We start from the raw sequence: 25301 nt of genomic DNA on the forward strand, positions 1-25301 counted from the left end.
GCTCTTAGTGCATCATCATGTTGTAGTTGAGGTTCCACATAATCCAGATGGAGCCGACAACCAGGATAGCGATGATTAGCACGGTGAAGACAAACGCCGTCATGTTCCAGCCTTCATCTGATTTGGTATTCATGTGCAGGAAGCACACCAGATGCACCAGAACCTGTACCACTGCCATTGCCAGGATTGTTCCCAGAATTACGGCCGGAGAGGCAGCCCCTGTCATCACCATCCAGAACGGAATTACCGTCAGGATTATCGACAGGATAAAGCCTGTCATGTAGGTTTTTACGCTGCCATGGGATGCGCCGCCGCTCGCGTTAGAATGACTCATTACATCGCCCCCATCAGATAAACAACAGTAAACACGCAGATCCAAACTACATCCAGGAAGTGCCAGAACAAACTCAGGCACATGATGCGGGTACGGTTGGTGCCGGTCAGGCCGCGACGGGCGATTTGCACCATCAGCACCGCCATCCAGATAAGACCGGAAGTGACGTGCAGACCGTGCGTGCCGACCAGCGCGAAGAACGCTGACAGGAAGCCGCTGCGATCCGGGCCCATGCCGTTAACAATCAGGTGATGGAATTCATAGAGTTCCATCCCGATAAATCCGGCGCCAAACAACCAGGTCAACATAAGCCAGGAGATAACCTGGCTTTTGTTGTTTTTGTACATGGCGATAGCCGCCATGCCGTAGGTGATGGAGCTGAACAACAGCAAGAAAGTTTCAACCAGAACGAACGGCAGTTCGAAAATGTCCTTACCTGTCGGGCCGCCTGCGGTGCCGTTCACCAGAACGGCATAGGTAGCAAACAAGATAGAGAACAGAATGCAGTCGCTCATCAGGTAGATCCAGAATCCGAAGATTTTGGTTCCGCCTGCATCGTGGTGCCCGTGTTCGTGCGCGTGGGCAGTCGCGTGCGTCAAAGTATCAGTTGCCATTTTTCAGCCCTGCCTTAGTAATTTCATCGAAATGCTGGTTTTCCAGTTTTTCGATTTCTGCCACCGGCACGTAGTAATCCACGTCCTCGTCGAAGCTTTTCACGATCCAGGTGATGATCATGCCTGCGAAGCCAACAATCGCCAGCCACCAGATATGCCAGATCATGGCGAAACCGAAGATGGTGGAGAAAGCCGCAATGACGATTCCGGCGCCGCTGTTTTTCGGCATATGAATTTCTTCATAGTGGTCAGGCTTTTTGTACGCTTCGCCTTTCTCTTTCATTTCCCAGAATGCATCACGCTCGTGAACGTGCGGCACAACGGCAAAGTTATAGAACGGAGGCGGGGAAGAGGTTGCCCACTCCAGCGTACGGCCACCCCACGGGTCGCCAGTCAGGTCACGGTTCTGGTCGCGGTCGCGAATAGAAACGTACATCTGAATAACAAGGCAGAGAATACCCAGCGCAATCAGCACCGCACCGCTGGCTGCAATCATCAGCATGGTGTGGAACTGCGGGTCAATCTGCTGGCTCAAACGACGGGTCATGCCCATGAAGCCCAACGCATACAGCGGCATAAAGGCAACGAAGAAGCCGATGATCCAGAACCAGAACGCGCGTTTACCCCAGGTTTCATTCAGTTTGAAACCGAACGCTTTAGGCCACCAGTAGGTCATCCCTGCGAAGCAACCGAAGACTACGCCGCCGATGATAACGTTATGGAAGTGTGCAATCAGGAACAGGCTGTTATGCAGAACGAAGTCCGCGCCAGGTACTGCCAGCAGCACGCCAGTCATACCGCCCACCGAGAAGGTGACGATAAAACCGATGGTCCACAGCATCGCAGAATGGAATACGATGCGGCCCTGATACATGGTGAACAGCCAGTTGAAGATCTTCACCCCGGTCGGGATGGCGATAATCATCGTGGTGATACCAAAGAAGGCGTTTACGTTCGCGCCCGCCCCCATCGTAAAGAAGTGGTGCAACCAAACGATGAACGACAGCACGGTGATACAGACGGTTGCCCATACCAGTGAGGTATAACCAAACAGACGTTTACGCGAGAAGGTTGCCGCAATTTCGGAGAACACACCGAAAACAGGCAGGATCAGGATGTAAACTTCCGGGTGGCCCCAGGCCCAAATCAGGTTGATGTACATCATCATGTTGCCACCCATATCGTTGGTAAAGAAATGGGTGCCCAGATAGCGATCCAGGGTCAACAACGCGACGGTAACCGTCAGAATTGGGAAGGAGGCAATAATCAGTACGTTCGCGCACAGTGATGCCCAGGTAAATACCGGCATCTTGAACATGGTCATGCCCGGTGCGCGCATCTTCAGAATGGTAACGAAGAAGTTGATACCGGTTAGCGTCGTACCTATACCGGATAGCTGGAGACTCCATATCCAGTAATCGACACCGACTCCCGGACTGTACTCTATTCCCGATAACGGTGGATAGGCCAGCCAACCGGTCTGCGCAAACTCACCCACGCCGAGAGAAACGTTAACCAGAATCACGCCAACAACGGTAAACCAGAAGCTTAAGTTGTTGAGGAACGGGAACGCAACGTCACGCGCGCCGATCTGCAGCGGAACCACCAGGTTCATCAGACCGATAACGAAAGGCATTGCCACGAAGAAGATCATAATCACGCCGTGGGCGGTGAAAACCTGATCATAGTGGTGCGGCGGCAGGAAGCCAGCTTCGCCCGCTGAGGCCAGCGCCTGTTGGCTACGCATCATAATGGCGTCAGCAAAACCACGCAGCAACATGACAATCGCCACGATGATATACATGATCCCAAGGCGCTTATGGTCGACAGAAGTCAGCCACTCTTTCCACAGGTAAGTCCACTTACCGAAGTAAGTAATCAGGCCAACGAGCGCTAGACCTCCCAAAATAATGCCAGCGATCGTAACCATGATGATAGGTTCATGGAACGGAACTGCATCAAGTGATAATTTTCCGAACATCTTTATTCTTCCTCAACCCCTTTAATGGGCGGATTCCGCGTGGCTCATGTCCATGCCTTCCATACCTTCGTGTGCGCTGTGCTCACCTTCTGGCTGGGTCATGTCCATGCTCTTACCGTGAGCCATAAACTTGTTAATTACATCGGCAAACAAATCGGGTTTCACGTTGGAGAAATATTCCACCTGGTTGTATTCGCTAGGTGCAGCCAGTTTTTCGAACGCAGCCATATCAGACATCGTGTTTGGTGACTGTTTCGCTTTCGCGACCCATTGTTCGAATGCGGCACGATCCGGTGTAGCGATAGCCTTGAACTTCATACCTGAGAACCCCTGGCCGCTATAGCTGGCAGAGATACCGTCATAAGTACCAGGCTCGTTGGCGATCAGATGCAGGCGAGTTTGCATACCGGCCATGGCATAAATCTGACTACCCAGACGTGGAATAAAGAAGGAGTTCATCACGGAGTTGGAGGTCACTTTGAAGTACACCGGAGTGTTCGCCGGGAAGGCGATTTCATTTACGGTAGCAATGCCTTGTTCCGGGTAGATGAAGAACCATTTCCAGTCCATGGAAACCACTTCGATGGTAATTGGCTTCTCGTCGTGCGCCAGCGGTTTGCTTGGCTCAAGAGCGTGAGTGGTTTTCCAGGTCAGTACCGCAAGGAAGATGATGATTAAGATAGGCACCGTCCAGACCACAGCTTCCACTTTATTGGAGTGTGACCAGTTCGGGCTGTACTTCGCATCTTTATTGCTCGCACGGTACTTCCAGGCGAAACCAACAGCCATCAAGATGGCAGGAATAACGACAATCAACATCAGGCCAAATGCCGTCAGTATCAGTGAACGTTGTTCCATACCAATCTGTCCTTTGGGATCTAACAGCGCAGAATTACAACCACTGAGCAATACAGTGCCTGCAAATAATGACAACCATCCCAAACTTTTATTGTATTTCCTGAGTCTCATTTAACGACCTCAATTCCACGGGATCTGGTGGCGTTTAAAGTGTGTGGGCATTTTACGGGAAGGTTACATTGCTGTAAACATGATTAAATTATTGTTACTTTGATTTGGTTGTTTGCTCACATGTGTTGCAAAATATGTCGTGTTGATTTTAAGAAACTGTTGCAAAAGGGCGTTATAACGAAAGGAGACTACAGGAGGGACCAGAAAGGGTAATTGGTATAACCAATGTTAAATAAAACAACTGTTTAACAATTAATTATCATTAAAATGACAATTACATGGGGAGAAAAAGAATACCATTAGCTGAATCGTGTAAGAAAAATAAAACCTATAAATACGATCAATAATTTCAGAAAGCTAAGCCGCACAAAAGAACAAATATTATTAAGTGATGCTGATGTTTATTTAGCCGTAATAATTACACGGAGTGATTACTACAGCTAAATAATATTCACAGGTTACGTCAGGTGTGTTTTACGTAGCGCCAGATAGTCCAGTAAACCGCCAAGCACTACGCCGCCAAGAGCGACTAAAACACCGGCTTCCAACAAGGCTGGCAGGAACGAGAAATGGGTCAAATCCAGCGCGTCCATCGTCAACAGCAGTAACCACACAGCCAGCAGGCAGACGCCCGCCGCCAGAGTCCACGTGGCAAAGGCATAACCTGACGGATATTCGGTACGCGGGATAAAGTCGTTGTTGAGCCGCGTATATTCCAGCGTCTGGCGGCAAACCAGCAGTAAAATAAGTCCGGGGACGGCGGCTGCGACAGAGAACAGATAGAACGTCGACCAGCCGTGAGCTTCAACAAACCAGCCTGCCACGGGGCCTACATAAACCCGACCTACGGCAGAGAGTGCTGAGAGCAGGGCGAACTGAGTAGCGGAAAATGACTTATTACACAGAGTCATTAACAGGGCCACAAACGCCGATGTTCCCATCCCGCCGCACAGGTTTTCGAAAAAGACGGCCGCGCCCATACTGTAGAGATGCTTATCAGTGATGGAAAGCAGCCAGTAACCAGCGTTGGACGCGCCCTGTAAAATACCGAAAATCAGTAGCGCACGGAACAGCGAAAGGCGCTGCATCAAAATACCGCCGTACAAAGCACCAACAATGGTCGCCAGTAAACCGAGCGTTTTGTTAACCACACCCACTTCACCAGCATCAAACCCGACGCCGCGAATTAAAAAGGTGGTTGTCAGACTCATGGCGAAAGCATCACCCAGTTTGTACAGTACGATTAAAAGCAGAATCAACCAGGCGTTATTGCGACCAAAGAAATCACGCAGAGGCGCAACAACGGCTTGCTCCAGTGTTTTCGGTACGGGAATGGTGTCGGTTGGTTCCGGTGCAAGCAATGTCGCGATAATACAAGGGATCAACAGGGCCGCCATCAACCAGTACATGCCTTGCCAGCCCAGCCATTTATCCGCCAGCCATAAAGCCAGACCGCCAGAAACCAGCATCCCCAGACGGTAACCCAGTACGCTGATTGCCGCTCCTGCGCCGCGTTCTTCCGCTGGAAGTACATCCGTTTTCCAGGCATCAAAGACGATATCCTGAGAAGCGGAGCAAAAAGCGATAACCACCGCCAGCGCAGCCATCCAGCGTAGTTGCGTACCCGGTTCAAGAAACCCCATTGCCGCAATCGCCAGTAATAACAGCGTTTGCGTAGCGAGCAGCCAACCGCGTCGCCGACCGAGAAATGGTGGGGTATAGCGATCCATTAACGGCGACCAGAGGAATTTAAATACGTAAGCCTGGCCCACCAGAGAGAAGAAACCAATAGTTTTAAGATCGATATTCTCGACCGTCATCCACGCTTGTAACGTGCCGGATGTCAGGGCGAGGGGGAGCCCGGAAGCAAAACCCAGGATCAGCAAAATGGCTGAACGCGGCTGTTGGAAAATACGTAAATATTGACTGGACATGGGCATCTACAGGCCCGGTTTACGCCGGGCCAGAAGGCAGAAATTAACGTGCGTTCTGCTTGATGAATTCGTGAATGCTGGTGTCCTGAGACATATCAGCGATGGTGTCGGTCAGCACACTGTTAACCGCATCGGCAATGTTTTTGTTGGAGGCCTGGAAAGCGCCTTCAACGTTGTAGCTGGCACGATAGTTTTTGGTCATCTTGTTGCCATTTTGCGCAGTGGCGATGATGGCAATATCCGCTTTGGTAGCAATGTTGTAACGCACATTGCCCTGGGAAACGTCTGCGTACAGTTGGTTAACGATGATTTGCAGATTAACCGGACCATTTGGGCCGACCATATAACCACGTGCGGTCATTTGTTTTTCCAGCACTTCTTGCAGCAGGAAACGCAGATCGCGGGAAGCGGTCAGGGTAACAATCTGGTTGTTGCGGGTGACTTTCGCCAGCGCCTGATCGGCACGCTGATCAGCGCCGTTAATGCTCACGGTGACGCCCATCAAACTTGGATCTTGTTGTGGCAGCGTCATTGTCGGGGAGACATCGATAGTCGTTGGCGGCGTTGCGCACCCCGCAAGCATAAACAGGGCAACTAACGGGAAGAGGATTTGTTTAAACATGTTCTGGCTCTCAGAGACTTGTAAGCGTGTTTGGTAAAAATTCCCGCCATCATAACATTGCCAACGACGAGGGGAAGTGGGTGAGGCATGTAAATTCATCATGTTGACGAAATAATCGCCTTGAGCAAAAGAAACACCGACGCGAAGCCCGTGAATCGATCTTTAAACCAGTAAACTTCATACGCTTGACGGAAAAAACGGGGTGAACGCTAAATATTTGTTGTTAAGCTGTAATGGAAACGGTAAAAGCGGCTAGTATTTAAAGGGATGGGTGACATCTCAGCGTTGTCGGAGGAGATATTTCATGATGATACGTGAGCGGATAGAAGAAAAATTAAGGACGGCGTTCCAACCCGTATTCCTCGAAGTTGTGGATGAAAGCTATCGTCACAATGTCCCGGCCGGCTCTGAAAGCCATTTTAAAGTTGTGCTGGTCAGCGATCGTTTTACGGGTGAACGTTTTCTTAATCGTCATCGAATGATTTACAGTACGTTAGCGGAAGAACTCTCTACTACCGTTCATGCGCTGGCTTTGCATACTTATACCATTAAGGAGTGGGAGGGGCTGCAGGATACGATCTTTGCCTCTCCTCCCTGTCGTGGAGCTGGAAGCATCGCCTAAAAACGCATTTGCAACAGTCAGCGCTTTTCCAGTATGTTGCTAGAGATTTTATGAAAAACGGCCTGCGGGCCGTTTTGTTTTGTCTGGATTTTGTGCTTTTTGCCTGGCATTCAGATGAAAATTGCCCGGGAATTGTGAAAAAATACGCGGCAGCGCGCAATAACCGTTCTCGACTCATATAAGTGATGCCGCTATAATGCCGCGTCTTATTTGAATGTTTCGGGATGATTCTGGTAACAGGGAATGTGATTGATTATAAGAACATCCCGGTTCCGCGAAGCCAACAACCTGTGCTTGCGGGGTAAGAGTTGACCGAGCACTGTGATTTTTTGAGGTAACAAGATGCAAGTTTCAGTTGAAACCACTCAAGGCCTTGGCCGCCGTGTAACGATTACTATCGCTGCTGACAGCATCGAGACCGCTGTTAAAAGCGAGCTGGTCAACGTTGCGAAAAAAGTACGTATTGACGGCTTCCGCAAAGGCAAAGTGCCAATGAATATCGTTGCTCAGCGTTATGGCGCGTCTGTACGCCAGGACGTTCTGGGCGACCTGATGAGCCGTAACTTCATTGACGCCATCATTAAAGAAAAAATCAATCCGGCTGGCGCACCGACCTATGTTCCGGGCGAATACAAGCCGGGTGAAGACTTCACCTACTCTGTAGAATTTGAAGTCTATCCGGAAGTTGAACTGCAGGGTCTGGAAGCGATCGAAGTTGAAAAACCGATCGTTGAAGTGACCGACGCTGACGTTGACGGCATGCTGGATACTCTGCGTAAACAGCAGGCTACCTGGAAAGAAAAAGACGGCGCTGCTGACGCAGAAGACCGCGTTACCATCGATTTCACCGGTTCTGTAGACGGTGAAGAGTTCGAAGGCGGTAAAGCGACTGACTTCGTACTGGCGATGGGGCAGGGCCGCATGATCCCGGGCTTTGAAGACGGTATCAAGGGCCACAAAGCTGGCGAAGAGTTCACTATCGATGTGACCTTCCCGGAAGAGTACCACGCAGAAAACCTGAAAGGTAAGGCAGCGAAATTTGCTATCAACCTGAAGAAAGTTGAAGAGCGTGAACTGCCGGAGCTGACTGCTGAATTCATCAAACGTTTCGGCGTTGAAGATGGTTCCGTAGAAGGTTTGCGTGCTGAAGTGCGTAAAAACATGGAACGCGAGCTGAAGAGCGCAATTCGCAATCGCGTTAAGTCCCAGGCGATTGAAGGTCTGGTAAAAGCTAACGACATCGACGTTCCGGCTGCGCTGATCGACAGCGAAATCGACGTTCTGCGTCGTCAGGCTGCACAGCGTTTCGGCGGCAACGAGAAACAAGCTCTGGAACTGCCGCGTGAACTGTTTGAAGAACAGGCTAAACGTCGTGTTGTAGTTGGCCTGCTGCTGGGCGAAGTTATCCGCACCAACGAGCTGAAAGCTGACGAAGAGCGTGTGAAAGGCCTGATCGAAGAGATGGCTTCTGCGTATGAAGATCCGAAAGAAGTTATTGAGTTCTACAGCAAAAATAAAGAGCTGATGGACAATATGCGTAACGTCGCTCTGGAAGAACAGGCTGTTGAAGCGATTCTGGCGAAAGCGAAAGTGACTGAAAAAGAAACCACTTTCAACGAGCTGATGAACCAGCAGGCGTAATTTACGCAGCGTAAAGCGCTAAATTCGCACAAAGGCCCGTCACCGCCAGGTGGTGGGCTTTTTTTTGTCATGAATATTGCATGGGACCGTGCGAAAACCGCGTTTCGGTGTTAGCGTTACAACAAAAGATTGTTATGCTTGAAATATGGTGATGCCGTACCCATAACACAGGGACTAGCTGATAATCCGTCCATAAGGTTACAATCGGTACAGCAGGTTTTTTCAATTTTATCCAGGAGACGGAAATGTCATACAGCGGCGAACGATATAACTTAGCACCCCATATGGCGCTGGTGCCGATGGTCATTGAACAGACCTCACGCGGCGAGCGCTCTTTTGATATCTATTCTCGTCTACTTAAGGAACGCGTCATTTTTCTGACCGGCCAGGTTGAAGATCACATGGCAAACCTGATTGTGGCGCAGATGCTGTTCCTGGAAGCGGAAAACCCGGAAAAAGATATCTATCTGTACATTAACTCCCCTGGCGGGGTAATCACTGCCGGGATGTCTATCTATGACACCATGCAGTTTATCAAGCCTGATGTCAGCACCATCTGTATGGGCCAGGCGGCCTCAATGGGCGCATTCCTGCTGACAGCCGGGGCAAAAGGTAAACGTTTCTGCCTGCCGAATTCGCGCGTGATGATCCACCAGCCGTTGGGAGGCTATCAGGGTCAGGCGACCGATATCGAAATTCATGCCCGTGAAATTCTGAAAGTTAAAGGGCGTATGAATGAACTTATGGCGCTCCATACGGGTCAATCATTAGAACAGATTGAACGAGACACCGAGCGCGATCGCTTCCTGTCCGCACCTGAAGCGGTGGAATACGGTCTGGTCGATTCGATTCTGACCCATCGTAATTGATGCCAGAGGCGCAACTGTACCGCTATACTTACCCAGAGCGGGCACAACGCTGTAAGCGGCTTGCGCCTGAGAATGGCATTTGCGTCGTCGTGTGCGGCACAAAGAACAAAGAAGAGGTTTTGACCCATGACAGATAAACGCAAAGATGGCTCAGGCAAATTGCTGTATTGCTCTTTTTGCGGCAAAAGCCAGCATGAAGTGCGCAAGCTGATTGCCGGACCATCCGTGTATATCTGCGACGAATGTGTCGATTTATGTAACGACATCATTCGCGAAGAGATTAAAGAAGTAGCACCGCATCGTGAACGCAGTGCGCTGCCGACGCCACATGAAATTCGCAACCACCTGGACGATTACGTTATCGGGCAGGAACAGGCGAAAAAAGTGCTGGCGGTCGCGGTATACAACCACTACAAACGTCTGCGCAACGGCGATACCAGCAATGGCGTCGAGTTGGGCAAAAGTAACATTCTGCTGATTGGCCCGACCGGCTCCGGTAAAACGCTGCTGGCCGAAACGCTGGCGCGCCTGCTGGACGTCCCGTTCACCATGGCCGACGCGACTACCCTGACCGAAGCCGGTTATGTGGGCGAAGATGTTGAAAACATTATTCAGAAGCTGTTGCAGAAGTGCGATTACGACGTACAGAAAGCGCAGCGCGGGATTGTCTACATCGATGAAATCGACAAAATTTCTCGTAAGTCAGACAACCCGTCTATTACCCGTGACGTTTCCGGTGAAGGCGTACAGCAGGCACTGTTGAAACTGATCGAAGGCACGGTTGCCGCCGTTCCACCGCAAGGTGGGCGTAAACATCCGCAGCAGGAGTTCTTGCAGGTTGATACCTCTAAGATCCTGTTTATCTGCGGCGGCGCGTTTGCTGGTCTGGATAAAGTGATTTCCCATCGTGTAGAAACCGGCTCCGGCATTGGTTTTGGCGCGACGGTAAAAGCGAAGTCTGATAAAGCAAGCGAAGGCGAGCTGCTGGCGCAGGTTGAACCGGAAGATTTGATCAAGTTTGGTTTGATCCCTGAGTTCATCGGTCGTCTGCCAGTTGTAGCAACGTTGAATGAACTGAGCGAAGAAGCCCTGATTCAGATCCTTAAAGAGCCGAAAAACGCCCTGACCAAGCAATATCAGGCGCTGTTTAATCTCGAAGGCGTGGAGCTGGAGTTCCGTGACGAGGCGCTGGATGCTATCGCCAGGAAAGCGATGGCGCGTAAAACCGGTGCTCGTGGTCTGCGTTCCATCGTTGAAGCGGCGCTACTCGATACCATGTACGATCTGCCGTCCATGGAAGATGTCGAAAAAGTGGTAATCGATGAATCAGTGATTGAAGGCCAGAGCAAACCGTTGCTGATTTATGGCAAGCCGGAAGCACAGCAGGCTTCTGGTGAATAATTAACCATATTCATACAATTAGTTAACTAAAAAGGGGGGATTTTATCCCCCCTTTCATTTTTCCTCTATTCTCAGCGTTGAATGTGGGGGAAACATCCCCATATACTGACGTACATGTTAATAGATGGCGTGAAGCACAGTCGTGTCATCTGATTACCTGGCGGACATTAAACTAAGAGAGAGCTCTATGAATCCTGAGCGTTCTGAACGCATTGAAATCCCCGTATTGCCGCTGCGCGATGTGGTGGTTTATCCGCACATGGTCATCCCCTTATTTGTCGGACGGGAAAAATCTATCCGTTGTCTGGAAGCGGCGATGGACCATGATAAGAAAATTATGCTGGTCGCGCAGAAAGAAGCCTCAACGGATGAGCCGGGTGTAAACGATCTTTTCACCGTCGGGACCGTGGCCTCTATATTGCAGATGCTGAAACTGCCTGACGGCACCGTCAAAGTGCTGGTCGAGGGGTTACAGCGCGCGCGTATTTCTGCGCTCTCTGATAATGGCGAACATTTTTCTGCGAAGGCGGAGTATCTGGAGTCACCGACCATTGATGAGCGGGAACAGGAAGTGCTGGTGCGTACCGCAATCAGCCAGTTCGAAGGCTACATCAAGCTGAACAAAAAAATTCCACCCGAAGTGCTGACGTCGCTGAACAGCATCGACGACCCGGCGCGCCTGGCGGATACCATTGCCGCGCATATGCCGCTGAAACTGGCTGACAAGCAGTCCGTTCTTGAGATGTCCGACGTGAATGAGCGTCTGGAATATCTGATGGCGATGATGGAATCGGAAATCGATCTGCTGCAGGTTGAGAAACGCATTCGCAACCGCGTTAAAAAGCAGATGGAGAAATCCCAGCGTGAGTACTATCTGAATGAGCAAATGAAAGCGATTCAGAAAGAACTCGGCGAAATGGACGACGCGCCGGACGAAAACGAAGCCCTGAAGCGCAAAATCGACGCGGCGAAAATGCCGAAAGAGGCGAAAGAGAAAGCGGAAGCAGAGCTGCAGAAGCTGAAAATGATGTCTCCGATGTCGGCAGAAGCGACCGTGGTGCGCGGTTATATCGACTGGATGGTTCAGGTGCCGTGGAATGCGCGTAGCAAGGTCAAAAAAGACCTGCGTCAGGCGCAAGAAATCCTTGATACCGACCATTATGGTCTGGAGCGCGTGAAAGATCGCATCCTTGAATATCTCGCGGTTCAAAGCCGTGTCAACAAAATCAAGGGGCCGATTCTCTGTCTGGTTGGGCCGCCGGGGGTAGGTAAAACGTCTCTGGGGCAGTCCATTGCGAAAGCGACCGGACGTAAATATGTCCGTATGGCGTTGGGCGGTGTGCGCGATGAAGCGGAAATTCGTGGTCACCGTCGTACTTACATCGGTTCTATGCCGGGTAAACTAATCCAGAAAATGGCGAAAGTGGGCGTGAAAAACCCGCTGTTCCTGCTGGATGAGATCGACAAAATGTCTTCGGATATGCGTGGCGATCCGGCTTCCGCACTGCTTGAAGTGCTGGATCCAGAACAGAACGTGGCGTTCAGCGACCACTATCTGGAAGTGGATTACGACCTTAGCGATGTGATGTTTGTGGCGACGTCGAACTCCATGAACATTCCGGCGCCGCTGCTGGATCGTATGGAAGTGATTCGCCTTTCTGGTTATACCGAAGATGAAAAACTGAACATCGCTAAACGTCACCTGCTGCCGAAGCAGATTGAGCGTAATGCACTGAAAAAAGGTGAGCTGACCGTCGACGATAGCGCCATTATCGGCATTATCCGTTACTACACGCGTGAGGCTGGCGTGCGTGGTCTGGAGCGTGAAATCTCCAAACTGTGTCGTAAAGCGGTTAAGCAGTTACTGCTCGATAAGTCACTAAAACATATCGAAATTAACGGCGATAATCTGCACGACTATCTTGGCGTACAGCGTTTCGACTATGGTCGCGCGGATAACGAAAACCGCGTTGGTCAGGTTACGGGGCTGGCGTGGACAGAAGTGGGTGGCGACTTGCTGACCATTGAAACTGCATGTGTCCCAGGTAAAGGCAAACTGACCTATACCGGTTCATTGGGTGAAGTTATGCAGGAGTCCATTCAGGCGGCGTTAACTGTGGTTCGCGCGCGTGCAGAAAAACTGGGTATTAACCCTGATTTTTACGAAAAACGCGATATCCACGTGCATGTGCCGGAAGGTGCGACGCCAAAAGATGGTCCGAGTGCTGGTATCGCGATGTGCACCGCACTGGTTTCTTGCCTGACGGGCAACCCGGTTCGCGCCGATGTGGCGATGACAGGGGAGATCACTCTGCGTGGTCAGGTGTTGCCTATCGGCGGTTTGAAAGAAAAACTGCTGGCAGCGCATCGCGGCGGAATTAAAACAGTCTTAATTCCGTTCGAAAACAAACGCGATCTGGAAGAGATCCCGGAGAATGTCATTGCCGATCTGGATATTCATCCGGTGAAGCGTATTGAGGAAGTTCTGACTCTTGCGCTGCAAAATGAACCCTCTGGTATGCAGGTTGTAACCGCAAAATAGTGACCTCGCGCAAAATGCACTAATAAAAACAGGGCTGGCAGGCCAATTCGGACTTGCCAGCCTTTTTTTGTCTCGTTAACTTAGAGGGCGGATTAGGCTTGCCCTTAGTAAGGGGTGTTGTAAGGGGATGGCGGGCCTGATATAACTGCTGCGCGTTCGTATCTTGAAGGATTCAAGTGCGATATAAATTATAAAGAGGAAGAGAAGAGTGAATAAATCTCAATTGATCGACAAGATTGCTGCAGGAGCTGATATCTCTAAAGCTGCGGCTGGCCGTGCGTTAGACGCTATTATTGCTTCCGTAACGGAATCTCTGAAAGAAGGGGATGATGTAGCGCTGGTAGGTTTTGGTACTTTTGCCGTTAAAGAGCGTGCTGCCCGTACTGGCCGCAACCCGCAGACCGGTAAAGAGATCACCATTGCTGCCGCTAAAGTACCGAGCTTCCGTGCAGGCAAGGCACTGAAAGACGCGGTAAACTAAGCGTTGTCCCCTGAGGGGATGTGACGAAGTTCAAGGGCGCATCTACTGATGTGCCTTTTTTATTTGTATTCCGTGACTTTCTGCGTGTTGTGGGCTGACAATTGCCCCCGTTTCTTGTCACAATAGGCCTTTGCGCGCAGCGATACGCTGCGTGAGGTATACAGTCACCTACAGCGGAGTGTTGTTACACCATGATGGACAGCTTACGCACGGCTGCAAACAGTCTCGTGCTCAAGATTATTTTCGGTATCATTATCGTGTCGTTTATTTTGACCGGCGTGAGTGGTTACCTGATTGGCGGAGGCAATAACTACGCCGCAAAAGTGAATGACCAGGAAATCAGCCGTGGTCAGTTCGAGAACGCTTTTAATAGCGAGCGTAATCGCATGCAGCAACAACTGGGCGACCGATACTCTGAACTGGCGGCGAACGAAGGTTACATGAAAACGTTGCGTCAGCAGGTGCTGAATCGTCTGATCGACGAGGCGCTGCTGGATCAGTACGCCCACGAACTGAAACTGGGTATCAGCGATGAGCAGGTTAAACAGGCTATTTTCGCAACCCCAGCTTTCCAGGTTGACGGCAAATTCGATAACAGCCGCTATAACAGCATCCTCAACCAAATGGGGATGAGCGCCGATCAATACGCGCAAGCATTACGCAATCAGCTGACAACTCAACAGCTGATTAACGGCGTTGCCGGCACCGACTTTATGCTGAAAGGTGAAACCGATGAACTGGCAGCGCTGGTCGCTCAACAACGCGTAGTGCGTGAAGCAACTATTGATGTTAACGCGCTGGCGGCTAAGCAGGCAGTGACCGAACAGGAAATCGCCAGCTACTACGAGCAAAACAAAAACAATTTCATGACGCCGGAACAATTCCGCGTGAGCTATATCAAGCTGGACGCTGCGACGATGCAGCAACCGGTTAGCGATGCGGATATCCAGAGCTACTATGATCAACATCAGGATCAGTTCACTCAGCCACAGCGTATGCGCTACAGCATCATCCAGACTAAAACTGAAGATGAAGCGAAAGCTGTACTTGCTGAGCTGAATAAAGGTGGTGATTTTGCTGCCCTGGCGAAAGAGAAATCAGCCGATATTATCTCTGCCCGTAATGGCGGCGATATGGGGTGGTTAGAAGATGCCACTGTCCCGGACGAGCTGAAAAATGCTGGCCTGAAAGAAAAAGGACAACTTTCTGGCGTTATCAAATCCTCGGTGGGTTTCTTGATTGTGCGTCTGGATGACGTTCAGCCAGCGAAAGTGAAGTCATTAGACGAAGTGCGTGATGACATCGCGGCAAAAGTGAAACACGAAAAAGCCCTGGATGCTTACTATGCGCTGCAACAGAAAGTCAGCGATGCGGCGAGCAATGACACCGAATCTCTGGCTGGCGCAGAACAGGCGGCGGGCGTGAAAGCGACGCAAACGGGTTGGTTTAGCAAGGATAATCTGCCGGAAGAGTTAAACTTTAAACCCGTTGCGGACGCGATCTTCAACGGTGGTCTGGTTGGTGAAAACGGCGCTCCGGGTATCAACTCTGACATCATCACTGTAGACGGCGATCGCGCGTTCGTCCTGCGTATCAGCGAACACAAACCGGAAACGGTTAAACCGTTGGCAGATGTTCAGGAACAGGTTAAGGCGATGGTTCAGCACAATAAAGCGGAACAGCAGGCGAAACTGGATGCTGAAAAACTGCTGGTTGAGCTGAAAGCAGGCAAAGGTGCGGAAGCTATGCAGGCGGCAGCTCTGAAATTTGGCGAGCCGAAAACCTTAAACCGTTCTGGTCAGGACCCGATTAGCCAGGCGGCGTTTGCTCTGCCTCTGCCAACTCAGGACAAACCGAGCTATGGTATGGCGACCGATATGCAAGGCAATGTCGTTCTTCTGGCGCTGGATGAAGTGAAACAAGGCTCAATGCCGGAAGAGCAGAAAAAAGCGATGGTGCAGGGGATCACCCAGAACAACGCACAAATCGTCTTTGAAGCGCTGATGAGTAACCTGCGCAAAGAGGCGAAAATCAAAATTGGCGATGCGCTGGAACAGCAATAATCCTGAAGACGCCTCGCAAAAAAATGCGTTGCAACTGTAACAAGAAAAGGTCGCTTTCGCGGCCTTTTCCATTTCTGAACATTGCCATTTGTTTCCTGTTTTCACTCCCGTTAAGGTGATTCCACTGTTAACAAACAAGGAGAAAACAGTATGAAACACGGAATCAAAGCTCTGCTCATTACCCTTTCCCTGGCCTGTGCCGGAATGTCTCATAGTGCACTGGCGGCAGCTCCTGCGGTGAAAAGTTCGGCGGTAGAAACCAAAGCAGATGCGCCTGCTACGGCCCAAAACAAAGCGCTGGCTCCTGCGAAAGCCAGCGATGAAGAAGGTACCAGGGTCAGTATTAACAACGCCACGGCAGAAGAGTTAGCCCGTGCTATGAATGGCGTTGGTCTGAAGAAGGCGCAGGCGATCGTCAGTTATCGGGAAGAGTACGGTCCGTTTAAAACGGTGGAGGATTTAAAACAGGTTCCGGGAATGGGCAATTCGCTGGTGGAACGTAACCTGGCAATATTAACCCTGTAATTAATTTGCATAGTGGCAATTTTTTGCCAGACTGAAGAGGTCATACCAGTTATGACCTCTGTACTTATCACAGTTCTTATAACAACAACGTAAGGCTATTGCGCTATGCAAACACAAATCAAAGTTCGTGGATATCATCTCGATGTCTATCAACACGTCAATAACGCTCGCTATCTGGAGTTTCTCGAAGAAGCCCGCTGGGATGGGCTGGAAAACAGCGACAGCTTTCAGTGGATGACTGCTCATAACATCGCTTTTGTGGTGGTCAATATCAATATTAACTATCGCCGCCCGGCGGTATTAAGCGACCTGTTAACTATCACCAGTCAGTTGCAGCAATTAAATGGTAAAAGCGGCATTTTAAATCAGGTCATTACCCTTGAACCGGAGGGGCAGGTGGTGGCAGACGCGCTTATCACCTTTGTCTGTATCGATCTCAAAACGCAGAAAGCTTTAGCTCTGGAAGGGGAATTGCGCGAAAAGCTGGAACAGATGGTGAACTAAAGGGACTATGGCGCCGGATGCAGTGCTGTGGCGGCTTATCCGGCTTACAAGCAAAATCGTAGGCCGAATAAGGTATTCGCGCCGTATCCGGCGACACTCGAGATAATTACTTCAATCCGGTCTTCTGTTTCATCGCCGCCATCACCGCCGGTTTATCGGCCAGATAATGATTCAACCCGTTGGCGCGTAAGTTACACGCTGCACAATGGCCGCAACCGTCGCCTTTTATGCCGTTGTAGCAGGTCAGGGTTTCGCTACGCACTAAATCCAGCTTGCCGTAATAATCCGCCAGCGCCCAGGTTTCTGCTTTATCAATCCACATCAGCGGCGTTTCAAAACGAATATCTTTCGCCATACCCAGACTGACGGCGTGGTTCAACGCTTTCACGAATTCATCGCGGCAATCCGGGTAGCCGGAGAAGTCTGTTTCGCAGACACCGGTAATCACAGCTTCCGCCTTCACCTGATACGCATAAATTGCTGCCAGAGTCAGGAATAAAATATTGCGCCCCGGCACAAAGGTATTAGGAATGCCATCGGCGTCAGGTTCATAATCGGGCACCGGAATACTGTCACGCGTCAGGCTGCTGACAGCCAGTTGGTTAAGCAGCGTCACATCCAGCACTTTATGCGCGCGCGCGCCCAGTTTCAGCGCCAGCTCGCGAGCGACGTCTATCTCTGCGCGATGGCGCTGACCGTAATCAAACGTCACGCAATGGACTTCATCGTATTGCTGTAATGCCTGCACCAGACATGTGGTGGAATCCTGGCCTCCACTGAACACAACGACAGCACGTTTCATAAATCATCCTGCTAAATCAATAAAAGCGTTATGGTAACGCTTGCGGGTAACCCCGACCAGCGCTTCATTGCGACGGCGCGGGAAGCCAGGCTTCGGTAAATTCAAACCAGCCACGTGGTGTCAGACGGACACCGTTCACACCGGGCGGCGCGCTGATACGGTAATGATAGTTAAACAGCGGCGTCAGCGTGGCGTCGTCCATTAGCTGGTTAAACACCGTTTTCAGGGCGTTATGCCGATTTTCCTCATCAGGCATAATTTGCACGGCATCCAGCGTCGATTGCAGATGCGTATATGCGCTGGCAGTGAAAACATGCGGCCACAGAGGATCACAACGCAGCCATTGTTCAAGGGTATATTCTGGTGCCTCGCCAATCAGCCTGTCGCCCATCATCAAATCTGCCTGTGTCAGTGAAGCGGCATCGTCCCAGCTTTTCGCGTTATGAAAAATGATTTTTAGTTCACAACCTTCTGCCGCCAGTGTTGCTCGTAACTGTTCCGCCATGGCATGAAGTTCCACTGGCAGGTGATAAACCAGTGTCAATGTTTCTGGGAGTTTGACTTCTACTGGCACTTCCCACTGTGGAATAGTCCAGCCTGGCAGCAATGCATGACTGGCGGTGATCAGATTTTCTCCGACTTCTAATGTTTGTAATAGACCGGATTGATGAATGATGGCGATCACTTTTCGCGCCTGCCAGAGAGTAAGTCTGGCGCTTTTACGTAATGTTAAATAGCAAAACCCCAAACTAATACCGCTACTGACCGGGCTGACCATCGGTAAATCTTCAGGTTTGCCGATGGTGATTTGTACCGGATGCCGACAACTGGTACCCAAATCTTTTTCAAAAAGCGGAGGGGTTATCCAGTACTCAACCGCTTTTAGCAGCGGATGACGTAAATGGTAATAATCATGGCTTTCCAGTCGCACCAGTTCTGGAGTGAATTGTGTTAAGCGGAAAGGACCGGTTCCGACTTGCGGGAATTGTGGATGCGCCAGATGGCTGCAATAGCTTGCCAGCCGGTGCGCCAGCCAGTAATCGGGACGATGTAAAAAGAAAGTCAGGCACTGTGGATGGGTAACTTCTATATGTCGCACACTGATAAATAATTTATCCAACGCAGGCTGTTGTAGCAGCATCGACAATCGCTGGTGCAGTTGCGAGGCTTTTACCGCATCGCCGTTATGCCAGTGTAGTGTTGAGCGAAGATAAAAATCCCAACGTAGTCCGTCAGCAGATGCTTCCCAGTGATGCGCTAAGTCGCCAACAGGGCGTTGCGTATTGTTATCGAAACGGGTCAGGCCGGAAAAAATTTGTCCAGCAAGATGTTGCTCGGCACGACCGGGTAAAAATCCCGGTTGCAATGGTTCGAGTGGGCGATAATAGGGAATACGCAGAGTTGGCGTATCGTTTTGCCATTGCCCGCCCATAAACGGTTGTAACAACGTGCGCAGTTCGCCAGGGGCCAGTTGTGCCAGCTCCAGCACATCTTGCTGTTTTCCGGTTTCCAGCGCCTGTTCTATCATCGTGTTGCGCAGGGATTCCGGTGTCACCAGAAAACGCAGTTGCCCGCGTTTTCCGCGTCCTGACTGTGCCTGCCATTCCAGCCATCCCGCGTCCTGCGCCTGGCGTAATAATGTACGCACATGACGTTCGCTGCAAAAACAGCGCTCAGCCAGTTCGCTGACTGTCACGGATTGCGGCCTTCCGGCAGAAGGTTGCCACAGACGCTGATACTGGTTAAGACGGTTAAGCAATCGCATATAAACCCGGAACAATATTATTTAACTATTCACTATTACTTCCGTATATATCAGGTGATACTCAATCACCATTAACCGTGTCACAGAGTGGAGAAAGAAATGGCTCGTCTGGCAGCATTTGATATGGACGGCACGTTATTGATGCCTGACCATCATTTAGGTGAGAAAACGCTTTCTACTCTGGCGCGTTTGCGTGACCGTGATATTACTCTCACGTTCGCAACAGGCCGTCATGCGTTGGAAATGCGCCATATTCTCGGTACCTTCGCGCTGGACGCCTATTTGATTACCGGCAATGGTACGCGTGTGCATTCGCAAGAAGGCGATCTTCTTTATCGCGATGATCTTCCCGCGGATGTAGCAGAGCGAGTGCTGCACCAGAAATGGGATACCCAGGCAAGTATGCATATTTTCAATGACGATGGCTGGTTTACCGGACAAGAGATGCCGTCATTGTTACAGGCTTTTGTGTATAGCGGTTTTCGTTACCAGATTATCGATGTTAAAAAAATGCCGCTTGATCGCGTCACCAAGATCTGTTTCTGCGGCGATCACGACGATCTTACGCGCTTGCAGATCCAGCTACACGAAGCCTTAGGCGACCGCGCGCATTTATGTTTTTCCGCGATTAATTGTCTGGAAGTATTGCCAGTAGGGTGTAATAAAGGCGCTGCGCTGGCGGTGCTTGCTGACCATTTAGGATTTTCTCTGCGTGACTGCATGGCCTTTGGCGATGCAATGAACGATCGTGAAATGCTGGGCAGCGTTGGTAACGGCTTTATTATGGGTAATGCAATGCCACAGTTACTCGCGGAACTTCCTCATTTACCGGTGATTGGACACTGCCGAAATCAGGCTGTCTCTCACTATTTGACGCACTGGCTGGACAATCCACATCTACCTTATTCCCCCGAATAACGAGATCTCTTCCAGCACCGGGCAGTAGCCCGGTTTTTTTTCTTCTATTTTGTCATTTTGTGCAGTAACGGATAAAGCGCACGGAATAAATTGTCGCTATTTCGCCTTTAAAATAGAATAAAAAGAGAAAAAAATTCTCTGCGGGCCGAATATGTTAGATAAAATAGACCGTAAACTGCTGGCCCTGTTACAGCAGGATTGCACCCTCTCTTTGCAGGCGTTGGCAGAAGCCGTTAATCTGACAACGACCCCCTGCTGGAAGCGTCTGAAACGACTGGAAGATGATGGTATTCTTCTCGGTAAAGTCGCTTTGCTGGACCCGGAAAAAATTGGTCTGGGTCTGACGGCTTTTGTGCTGATTAAAACGCAGCATCACAGCAGCGAATGGTATTGCCGCTTCGTCACGGTTGTAACGGAAATGCCGGAAGTGCTTGGGTTTTGGCGCATGGCGGGCGAATACGATTATCTGATGCGCGTCCAGGTCGCGGACATGAAACGTTACGACGAGTTTTATAAGCGTCTGGTGAATAGTGTTCCGGGACTGTCGGATGTCACTTCCAGTTTCGCGATGGAACAGATTAAATACACCACCTCGTTACCCATCGAATAATTATCCAGAATCAGGTCAGGACAAAACGCGTGCGATTATTTGCTCAACTAAGCTGGTATTTCCGTCGGGAATGGCGTCGCTATCTCGGGGCTGTCGCCTTGCTTATCATTATCGCTATGCTGCAACTGATCCCGCCGAAAGTGGTCGGTATTGTTGTTGATGGCGTGACGGAACGGCACTTTACCACCGGGCAAATCCTGATGTGGATAGCTACCATGGTGTTGATTGCGGTTGTTGTTTATCTACTGCGCTATGTCTGGCGCGTACTGTTGTTCGGTGCTTCTTATCAGCTGGCGGTGGAGCTGCGGGAAGATTACTACCGTCAGCTGAGCCGTCAACATCCAGAGTTTTACCTTCGTCACCGGACAGGCGACTTAATTGCACGTGCGACAAATGACGTCGATCGTGTGGTGTTCGCTGCCGGGGAAGGGGTATTAACGCTGGTTGATTCGCTGGTGATGGGCTGCGCGGTATTAATTATGATGTCGACGCAAATTAGCTGGCAGTTAACTTTAATCGCGCTGTTGCCGATGCCGGTGATGGCGATCATGATTAAACGTAACGGCGACGCTTTACATGAGCGCTTTAAGCTGGCGCAGGCGGCTTTTTCCAGCCTCAACGACCGCACCCAGGAGAGTCTTACCAGCATTCGCATGATCAAAGCCTTTGGTCTGGAGGATCGCCAGTCGGCGTTATTTGCCGCGGATGCCGAAGATACGGGTAAGAAAAACATGCGTGTGGCGCGGATCGACGCCCGATTCGATCCAACTATTTATATTTCCATCGGCATGGCGAATTTGTTGGCAATAGGTGGCGGTAGCTGGATGGTGGTGCAGGGTAGCTTAACGCTGGGCCAGCTTACCAGCTTTATGATGTATCTTGGCTTGATGATCTGGCCGATGCTGGCGCTGGCATGGATGTTTAACATTGTGGAACGCGGTAGCGCGGCATATAGCCGCATTCGCGCAATGCTGGCCGAAGCGCCGGTGGTTAACGACGGTAGCGAGAAAGTGCCGGAAGGGCGCGGAGAACTGGATGTCGCTATTCATCAGTTTACTTATCCACAAACTCACCATCCTGTACTGGAGAATGTGAACTTTGCGCTGAAACCTGGTCAGATGTTGGGGATCTGTGGGCCAACGGGCTCAGGTAAAAGTACCGTTCTGTCATTAATTCAACGCCATTTCGACGTTACCGAGGGCGACATTCGTTTCCATAATATCCCCCTGACCCGGCTGCAACTTGATAGCTGGCGTGGGCGTCTGGCGGTGGTTAGCCAGACGCCGTTCCTCTTTTCCGACACCGTTGCTAATAACATCGCGCTAGGTTGCCCTAATGCAACGCAACAAGAAATTGAACATGTAGCGCGGTTAGCCAGCGTACATGACGATATTTTACGTCTGCCGCAGGGGTACGACACGGAAGTTGGCGAGCGCGGCGTGATGCTTTCCGGTGGGCAAAAACAGCGTATTTCCATTGCCCGGGCGTTGCTGGTGAATGCGGAAATCCTCATTCTGGATGATGCGCTTTCAGCAGTGGACGGACGTACGGAGCACCAGATCCTGCATAATCTGCGCCAGTGGGGGCAGGGACGAACGGTGATTATCAGCGCTCATCGTCTTTCTGCGTTGACGGAAGCGAGTGAAATTATTGTGATGCAGCACGGACATATCGCTCAGCATGGAGATCACGATACGCTGGCACAGCAAAGCGGCTGGTATCGCGATATGTATCGTTATCAACAACTGGAAGCGGCGCTTGATGACGCTCCAGAAATTCATGAGGAGGCCGCTGATGCGTAGTTTTAGCCAACTCTGGCCGACTCTGAAACGCCTGCTGGCTTACGGTTCGCCGTGGCGCAAACCGCTGGGCGTCGCCGTGGTGATGATGTGGGCTGCGGCAGCGGCAGAAGTGAGTTGCCCGCTGCTTATTAGCTACTTTATCGACAATATGGTAGCGAAAAATAATCTGCCGCTGAAAGTGGTTGCCGGATTGGCGGCAGCGTATGTCGGGCTGCAACTGTTTGCTGCCGGACTGCACTACGCGCAGTCGCTGCTGTTTAACCGGGCGGCGGTTGGCGTGGTACAACAGTTGCGAACGGATGTGATGGATGCCGCCCTGCGCCAGCCGTTAAGTGAGTTTGATACCCAGCCGGTTGGACAGGTTATTTCTCGGGTGACTAATGACACCGAGGTGATCCGCGATCTTTACGTTACCGTGGTGGCTACCGTTTTGCGCAGCGCCGCGTTGGTGGGCGCCATGCTGGTGGCGATGTTCAGCCTCGACTGGCGCATGGCGCTGGTGGCGATTCTGATTTTTCCGGTGGTGTTGGTCGTGATGGTGATATACCAGCGTTACAGCACGCCTATTGTCCGCCGAGTACGCGCTTATCTGGCCGATATCAATGATGGATTTAACGAAGTTATCAACGGTATGAGCGTCATTCAGCAGTTTCGCCAGCAGGCGCGATTTGGCGAACGTATGGGCGAGGCAAGTCGTTCGCACTATATGGCGCGGATGCAGACTCTGCGACTGGACGGCTTTTTGTTACGACCATTGCTTAGTATGTTTTCGTCGCTCATTCTTTGTGGCTTATTGATGTTGTTTGGCTTCTCCGCCAGCGGCACCATTGAGGTGGGCGTGCTGTATGCATTTATTAGTTATCTGGGGCGCTTAAACGAACCACTCATCGAACTAACCACTCAACAGGCGATGTTGCAACAGGCCGTGGTGGCAGGTGAACGCGTGTTCGAATTGATGGACGGTCCGCGCCAGCAATATGGTCATGATGATCGCCCGCTAAAGAGTGGCACGATAGGCGTTGATAACGTGTCGTTTGCTTACCGTGGCGACAATATGGTGTTGAAAAATATTCATCTCACTGTTTCTTCACGTAGTTTTGTTGCGCTGGTAGGGCATACCGGTAGCGGCAAAAGTACCCTCGCCAGTTTGTTAATGGGCTATTACCCACCGACTGAAGGTGAAATTTGTCTTGATGGACGCCCACTAAGTTCACTAAGTCATAACGCATTACGCCAGGGCGTGGCGATGGTGCAGCAAGATCCCGTTGTGCTGGCGGATACTTTCCTCGCTAACGTAACGCTGGGGCGCGACATTTCCGAAGAGCGTGTCTGGCAGGCGCTGGAAACCGTTCAACTGGCAGAGCTGGCGCGCAGCATGAGCGATGGTATTTATACACCGTTGGGTGAGCAGGGCAATAATCTCTCGGTCGGGCAAAAGCAGTTGCTGGCGCTGGCGCGTGTACTGGTTGAAACGCCGCAGGTGTTGATTCTGGATGAGGCGACCGCCAGCATTGACTCTGGCACTGAACAGGCGATCCAACATGCGCTGGCAGCGGTGCGTGAACACACGACGCTGGTTGTTATAGCCCACCGTTTATCGACTATTGTCGATGCCGATACCATTTTGGTGCTTCATCGTGGTCAGGTTGTAGAACAGGGGACTCACCAGCAACTGCTGGCGGCCCAGGGGCGCTACTGGCAGATGTATCAACTGCAACTTGCAGGAGAGGAATTGGCTGCCAGCGTACGCGAAGAGGAATCACTGAGCGCCTGATTCGCACGAAATTTCAGCGTTGGTGCAAAAATGTAACGCACTATGCACTGCCATAGTGCGTTTTTGTTTTCACTCTCTTGCCATTGCCGCTTTCTCTCTCGTTTTTTACTCCTGGCATACTGCTTGCAATACCTTCTTCGTGTCGCAGAACTATTAGCGAATTCTGAACGGAGGGGATCTATGAAGCTGGTGACCGTGATAATCAAACCATTCAAGCTGGAAGACGTTCGTGAGGCATTATCTTCCATTGGCATTCAGGGGCTGACTGTCACCGAAGTGAAAGGTTTCGGACGTCAGAAGGGCCATGCCGAGCTGTACCGTGGCGCGGAATACAGCGTCAATTTCCTGCCTAAAGTAAAAATCGATGTGGCGATTGCCGATGATCAACTTGATGAGGTGATCGATATCGTCAGCAAGGCGGCTTACACCGGAAAGATTGGCGACGGCAAAATCTTTGTCGCTGAATTGCAACGCGTCATTCGTATTCGTACCGGCGAAGCCGACGAAGCGGCGCTGTAATCTCTGGCA

General features: G+C 50.9%; 22 protein-coding genes. 14 read left to right on the forward strand and 8 right to left on the reverse strand.

Features of this window, described 5'->3' with window-relative positions:
• Positions 1–4 precede the first annotated feature (4 nt).
• The 6 genes from PS053_RS20070 to PS053_RS20095 form a co-directional block, all read right to left on the reverse strand.
• The gene (locus PS053_RS20070; RefSeq protein WP_000019794.1) at positions 5–334 is read right to left on the reverse strand and encodes a cytochrome o ubiquinol oxidase subunit IV; all 330 of its coding nucleotides are present in this window, start codon (positions 332–334) and stop codon (positions 5–7) included.
• Positions 334–948 (reverse strand): cytochrome o ubiquinol oxidase subunit III, encoded by a 615-nt coding sequence (locus tag PS053_RS20075; RefSeq protein WP_000179823.1) that lies wholly within the window; start codon positions 946–948, stop codon positions 334–336. Before PS053_RS20075 ends, PS053_RS20070 begins: the two co-directional genes overlap by 1 nt.
• Entirely contained in the window at positions 938–2929 is a 1992-nt protein-coding gene (gene cyoB / locus PS053_RS20080) for a cytochrome o ubiquinol oxidase subunit I (protein WP_000467153.1), read from the reverse strand. The genes PS053_RS20075 and cyoB overlap by 11 nt, the downstream gene beginning before the upstream one ends.
• Positions 2930–2950: 21 nt before the next feature.
• Positions 2951–3898, reverse strand: coding sequence for a cytochrome o ubiquinol oxidase subunit II (gene cyoA, locus PS053_RS20085; RefSeq protein WP_001239445.1), 948 nt, complete (start codon positions 3896–3898; stop codon positions 2951–2953).
• 458 nt (positions 3899–4356) lie between these two features.
• A complete protein-coding gene (ampG, locus tag PS053_RS20090) occupies positions 4357–5832 on the reverse strand; it encodes a muropeptide MFS transporter AmpG (RefSeq protein ID WP_024165010.1) in 1476 nt (491 codons plus the stop codon).
• A 43-nt stretch (positions 5833–5875) separates the two neighbouring features.
• On the reverse strand, positions 5876–6454 hold the full coding sequence (locus tag PS053_RS20095; RefSeq protein ID WP_256879051.1) for a lipoprotein: 579 nt from the start codon (positions 6452–6454) through the stop codon (positions 5876–5878).
• 304 nt (positions 6455–6758) lie between these two features.
• Between PS053_RS20095 and bolA the strand changes: the two genes are divergently transcribed.
• The 9 genes from bolA (at position 6759) to fadM (ending at position 17102) form a co-directional block, all read left to right on the forward strand.
• A complete protein-coding gene (bolA, locus tag PS053_RS20100; protein WP_000973459.1) occupies positions 6759–7076 on the forward strand; it encodes a transcriptional regulator BolA in 318 nt (105 codons plus the stop codon).
• Between the two features lie 342 nt (positions 7077–7418).
• Positions 7419–8717, forward strand: coding sequence for a trigger factor (gene tig / locus PS053_RS20105; RefSeq protein ID WP_001198396.1), 1299 nt, complete (start codon positions 7419–7421; stop codon positions 8715–8717).
• Between the two features lie 245 nt (positions 8718–8962).
• A complete protein-coding gene (clpP, locus tag PS053_RS20110; RefSeq protein ID WP_256879050.1) occupies positions 8963–9586 on the forward strand; it encodes an ATP-dependent Clp endopeptidase proteolytic subunit ClpP in 624 nt (207 codons plus the stop codon).
• A 126-nt stretch (positions 9587–9712) separates the two neighbouring features.
• Entirely contained in the window at positions 9713–10987 is a 1275-nt protein-coding gene (clpX, locus tag PS053_RS20115; protein WP_000130308.1) for an ATP-dependent protease ATP-binding subunit ClpX, read from the forward strand.
• Between the two features lie 187 nt (positions 10988–11174).
• Positions 11175–13529 carry an endopeptidase La gene (gene lon, locus PS053_RS20120; RefSeq protein WP_002430252.1) on the forward strand — a complete coding sequence of 785 codons (2355 nt, stop codon included), beginning with the start codon at positions 11175–11177 and terminating at the stop codon, positions 13527–13529.
• 190 nt (positions 13530–13719) lie between these two features.
• Positions 13720–14010: a nucleoid-associated protein HU-beta gene (gene hupB, locus PS053_RS20125; protein WP_254892905.1), complete on the forward strand. Its 291-nt coding sequence runs from the start codon at positions 13720–13722 to the stop codon at positions 14008–14010.
• A 191-nt stretch (positions 14011–14201) separates the two neighbouring features.
• A complete protein-coding gene (ppiD, locus tag PS053_RS20130; protein ID WP_059224569.1) occupies positions 14202–16073 on the forward strand; it encodes a peptidylprolyl isomerase in 1872 nt (623 codons plus the stop codon).
• 150 nt (positions 16074–16223) lie between these two features.
• Positions 16224–16598, forward strand: a complete 375-nt coding sequence (locus PS053_RS20135) for a helix-hairpin-helix domain-containing protein (RefSeq protein ID WP_059224571.1) — start codon at positions 16224–16226, stop codon at positions 16596–16598.
• Between the two features lie 105 nt (positions 16599–16703).
• Entirely contained in the window at positions 16704–17102 is a 399-nt protein-coding gene (fadM, locus tag PS053_RS20140) for a long-chain acyl-CoA thioesterase FadM (RefSeq protein WP_001194530.1), read from the forward strand.
• Positions 17103–17208: 106 nt separating this feature from the next.
• Here the strand turns inward: fadM and queC are convergent, their stop codons facing one another.
• Together queC and PS053_RS20150 are read right to left on the reverse strand one after the other, a co-directional pair.
• Entirely contained in the window at positions 17209–17904 is a 696-nt protein-coding gene (gene queC / locus PS053_RS20145) for a 7-cyano-7-deazaguanine synthase QueC (RefSeq protein ID WP_000817248.1), read from the reverse strand.
• A 64-nt stretch (positions 17905–17968) separates the two neighbouring features.
• Positions 17969–19669, reverse strand: coding sequence for an SgrR family transcriptional regulator (locus PS053_RS20150; RefSeq protein WP_059224573.1), 1701 nt, complete (start codon positions 19667–19669; stop codon positions 17969–17971).
• A 99-nt stretch (positions 19670–19768) separates the two neighbouring features.
• On the opposite strand from PS053_RS20150, the gene cof reads away from it, so the two are divergent.
• The 5 genes from cof (at position 19769) to glnK (ending at position 25292) form a co-directional block, all read left to right on the forward strand.
• Complete coding sequence (gene cof, locus PS053_RS20155; RefSeq protein WP_000113023.1) at positions 19769–20587, forward strand: HMP-PP phosphatase; 819 nt, start codon at positions 19769–19771, stop codon at positions 20585–20587.
• Between the two features lie 151 nt (positions 20588–20738).
• Entirely contained in the window at positions 20739–21197 is a 459-nt protein-coding gene (gene decR, locus PS053_RS20160) for a DNA-binding transcriptional regulator DecR (protein WP_000884591.1), read from the forward strand.
• 29 nt (positions 21198–21226) lie between these two features.
• Positions 21227–22999, forward strand: coding sequence for a SmdA family multidrug ABC transporter permease/ATP-binding protein (locus tag PS053_RS20165; RefSeq protein WP_059224575.1), 1773 nt, complete (start codon positions 21227–21229; stop codon positions 22997–22999).
• Positions 22992–24773, forward strand: coding sequence for a SmdB family multidrug efflux ABC transporter permease/ATP-binding protein (locus PS053_RS20170; protein WP_256879049.1), 1782 nt, complete (start codon positions 22992–22994; stop codon positions 24771–24773). The genes PS053_RS20165 and PS053_RS20170 overlap by 8 nt, the downstream gene beginning before the upstream one ends.
• 180 nt (positions 24774–24953) lie before the next feature.
• On the forward strand, positions 24954–25292 hold the full coding sequence (gene glnK / locus PS053_RS20175; protein WP_000780338.1) for a P-II family nitrogen regulator: 339 nt from the start codon (positions 24954–24956) through the stop codon (positions 25290–25292).
• Positions 25293–25301 lie beyond the last annotated feature (9 nt).

It is taken from the genome of Escherichia albertii (assembly GCF_028622335.1).
Taxonomy (GTDB): Bacteria; Pseudomonadota; Gammaproteobacteria; order Enterobacterales; family Enterobacteriaceae; genus Escherichia; species Escherichia albertii.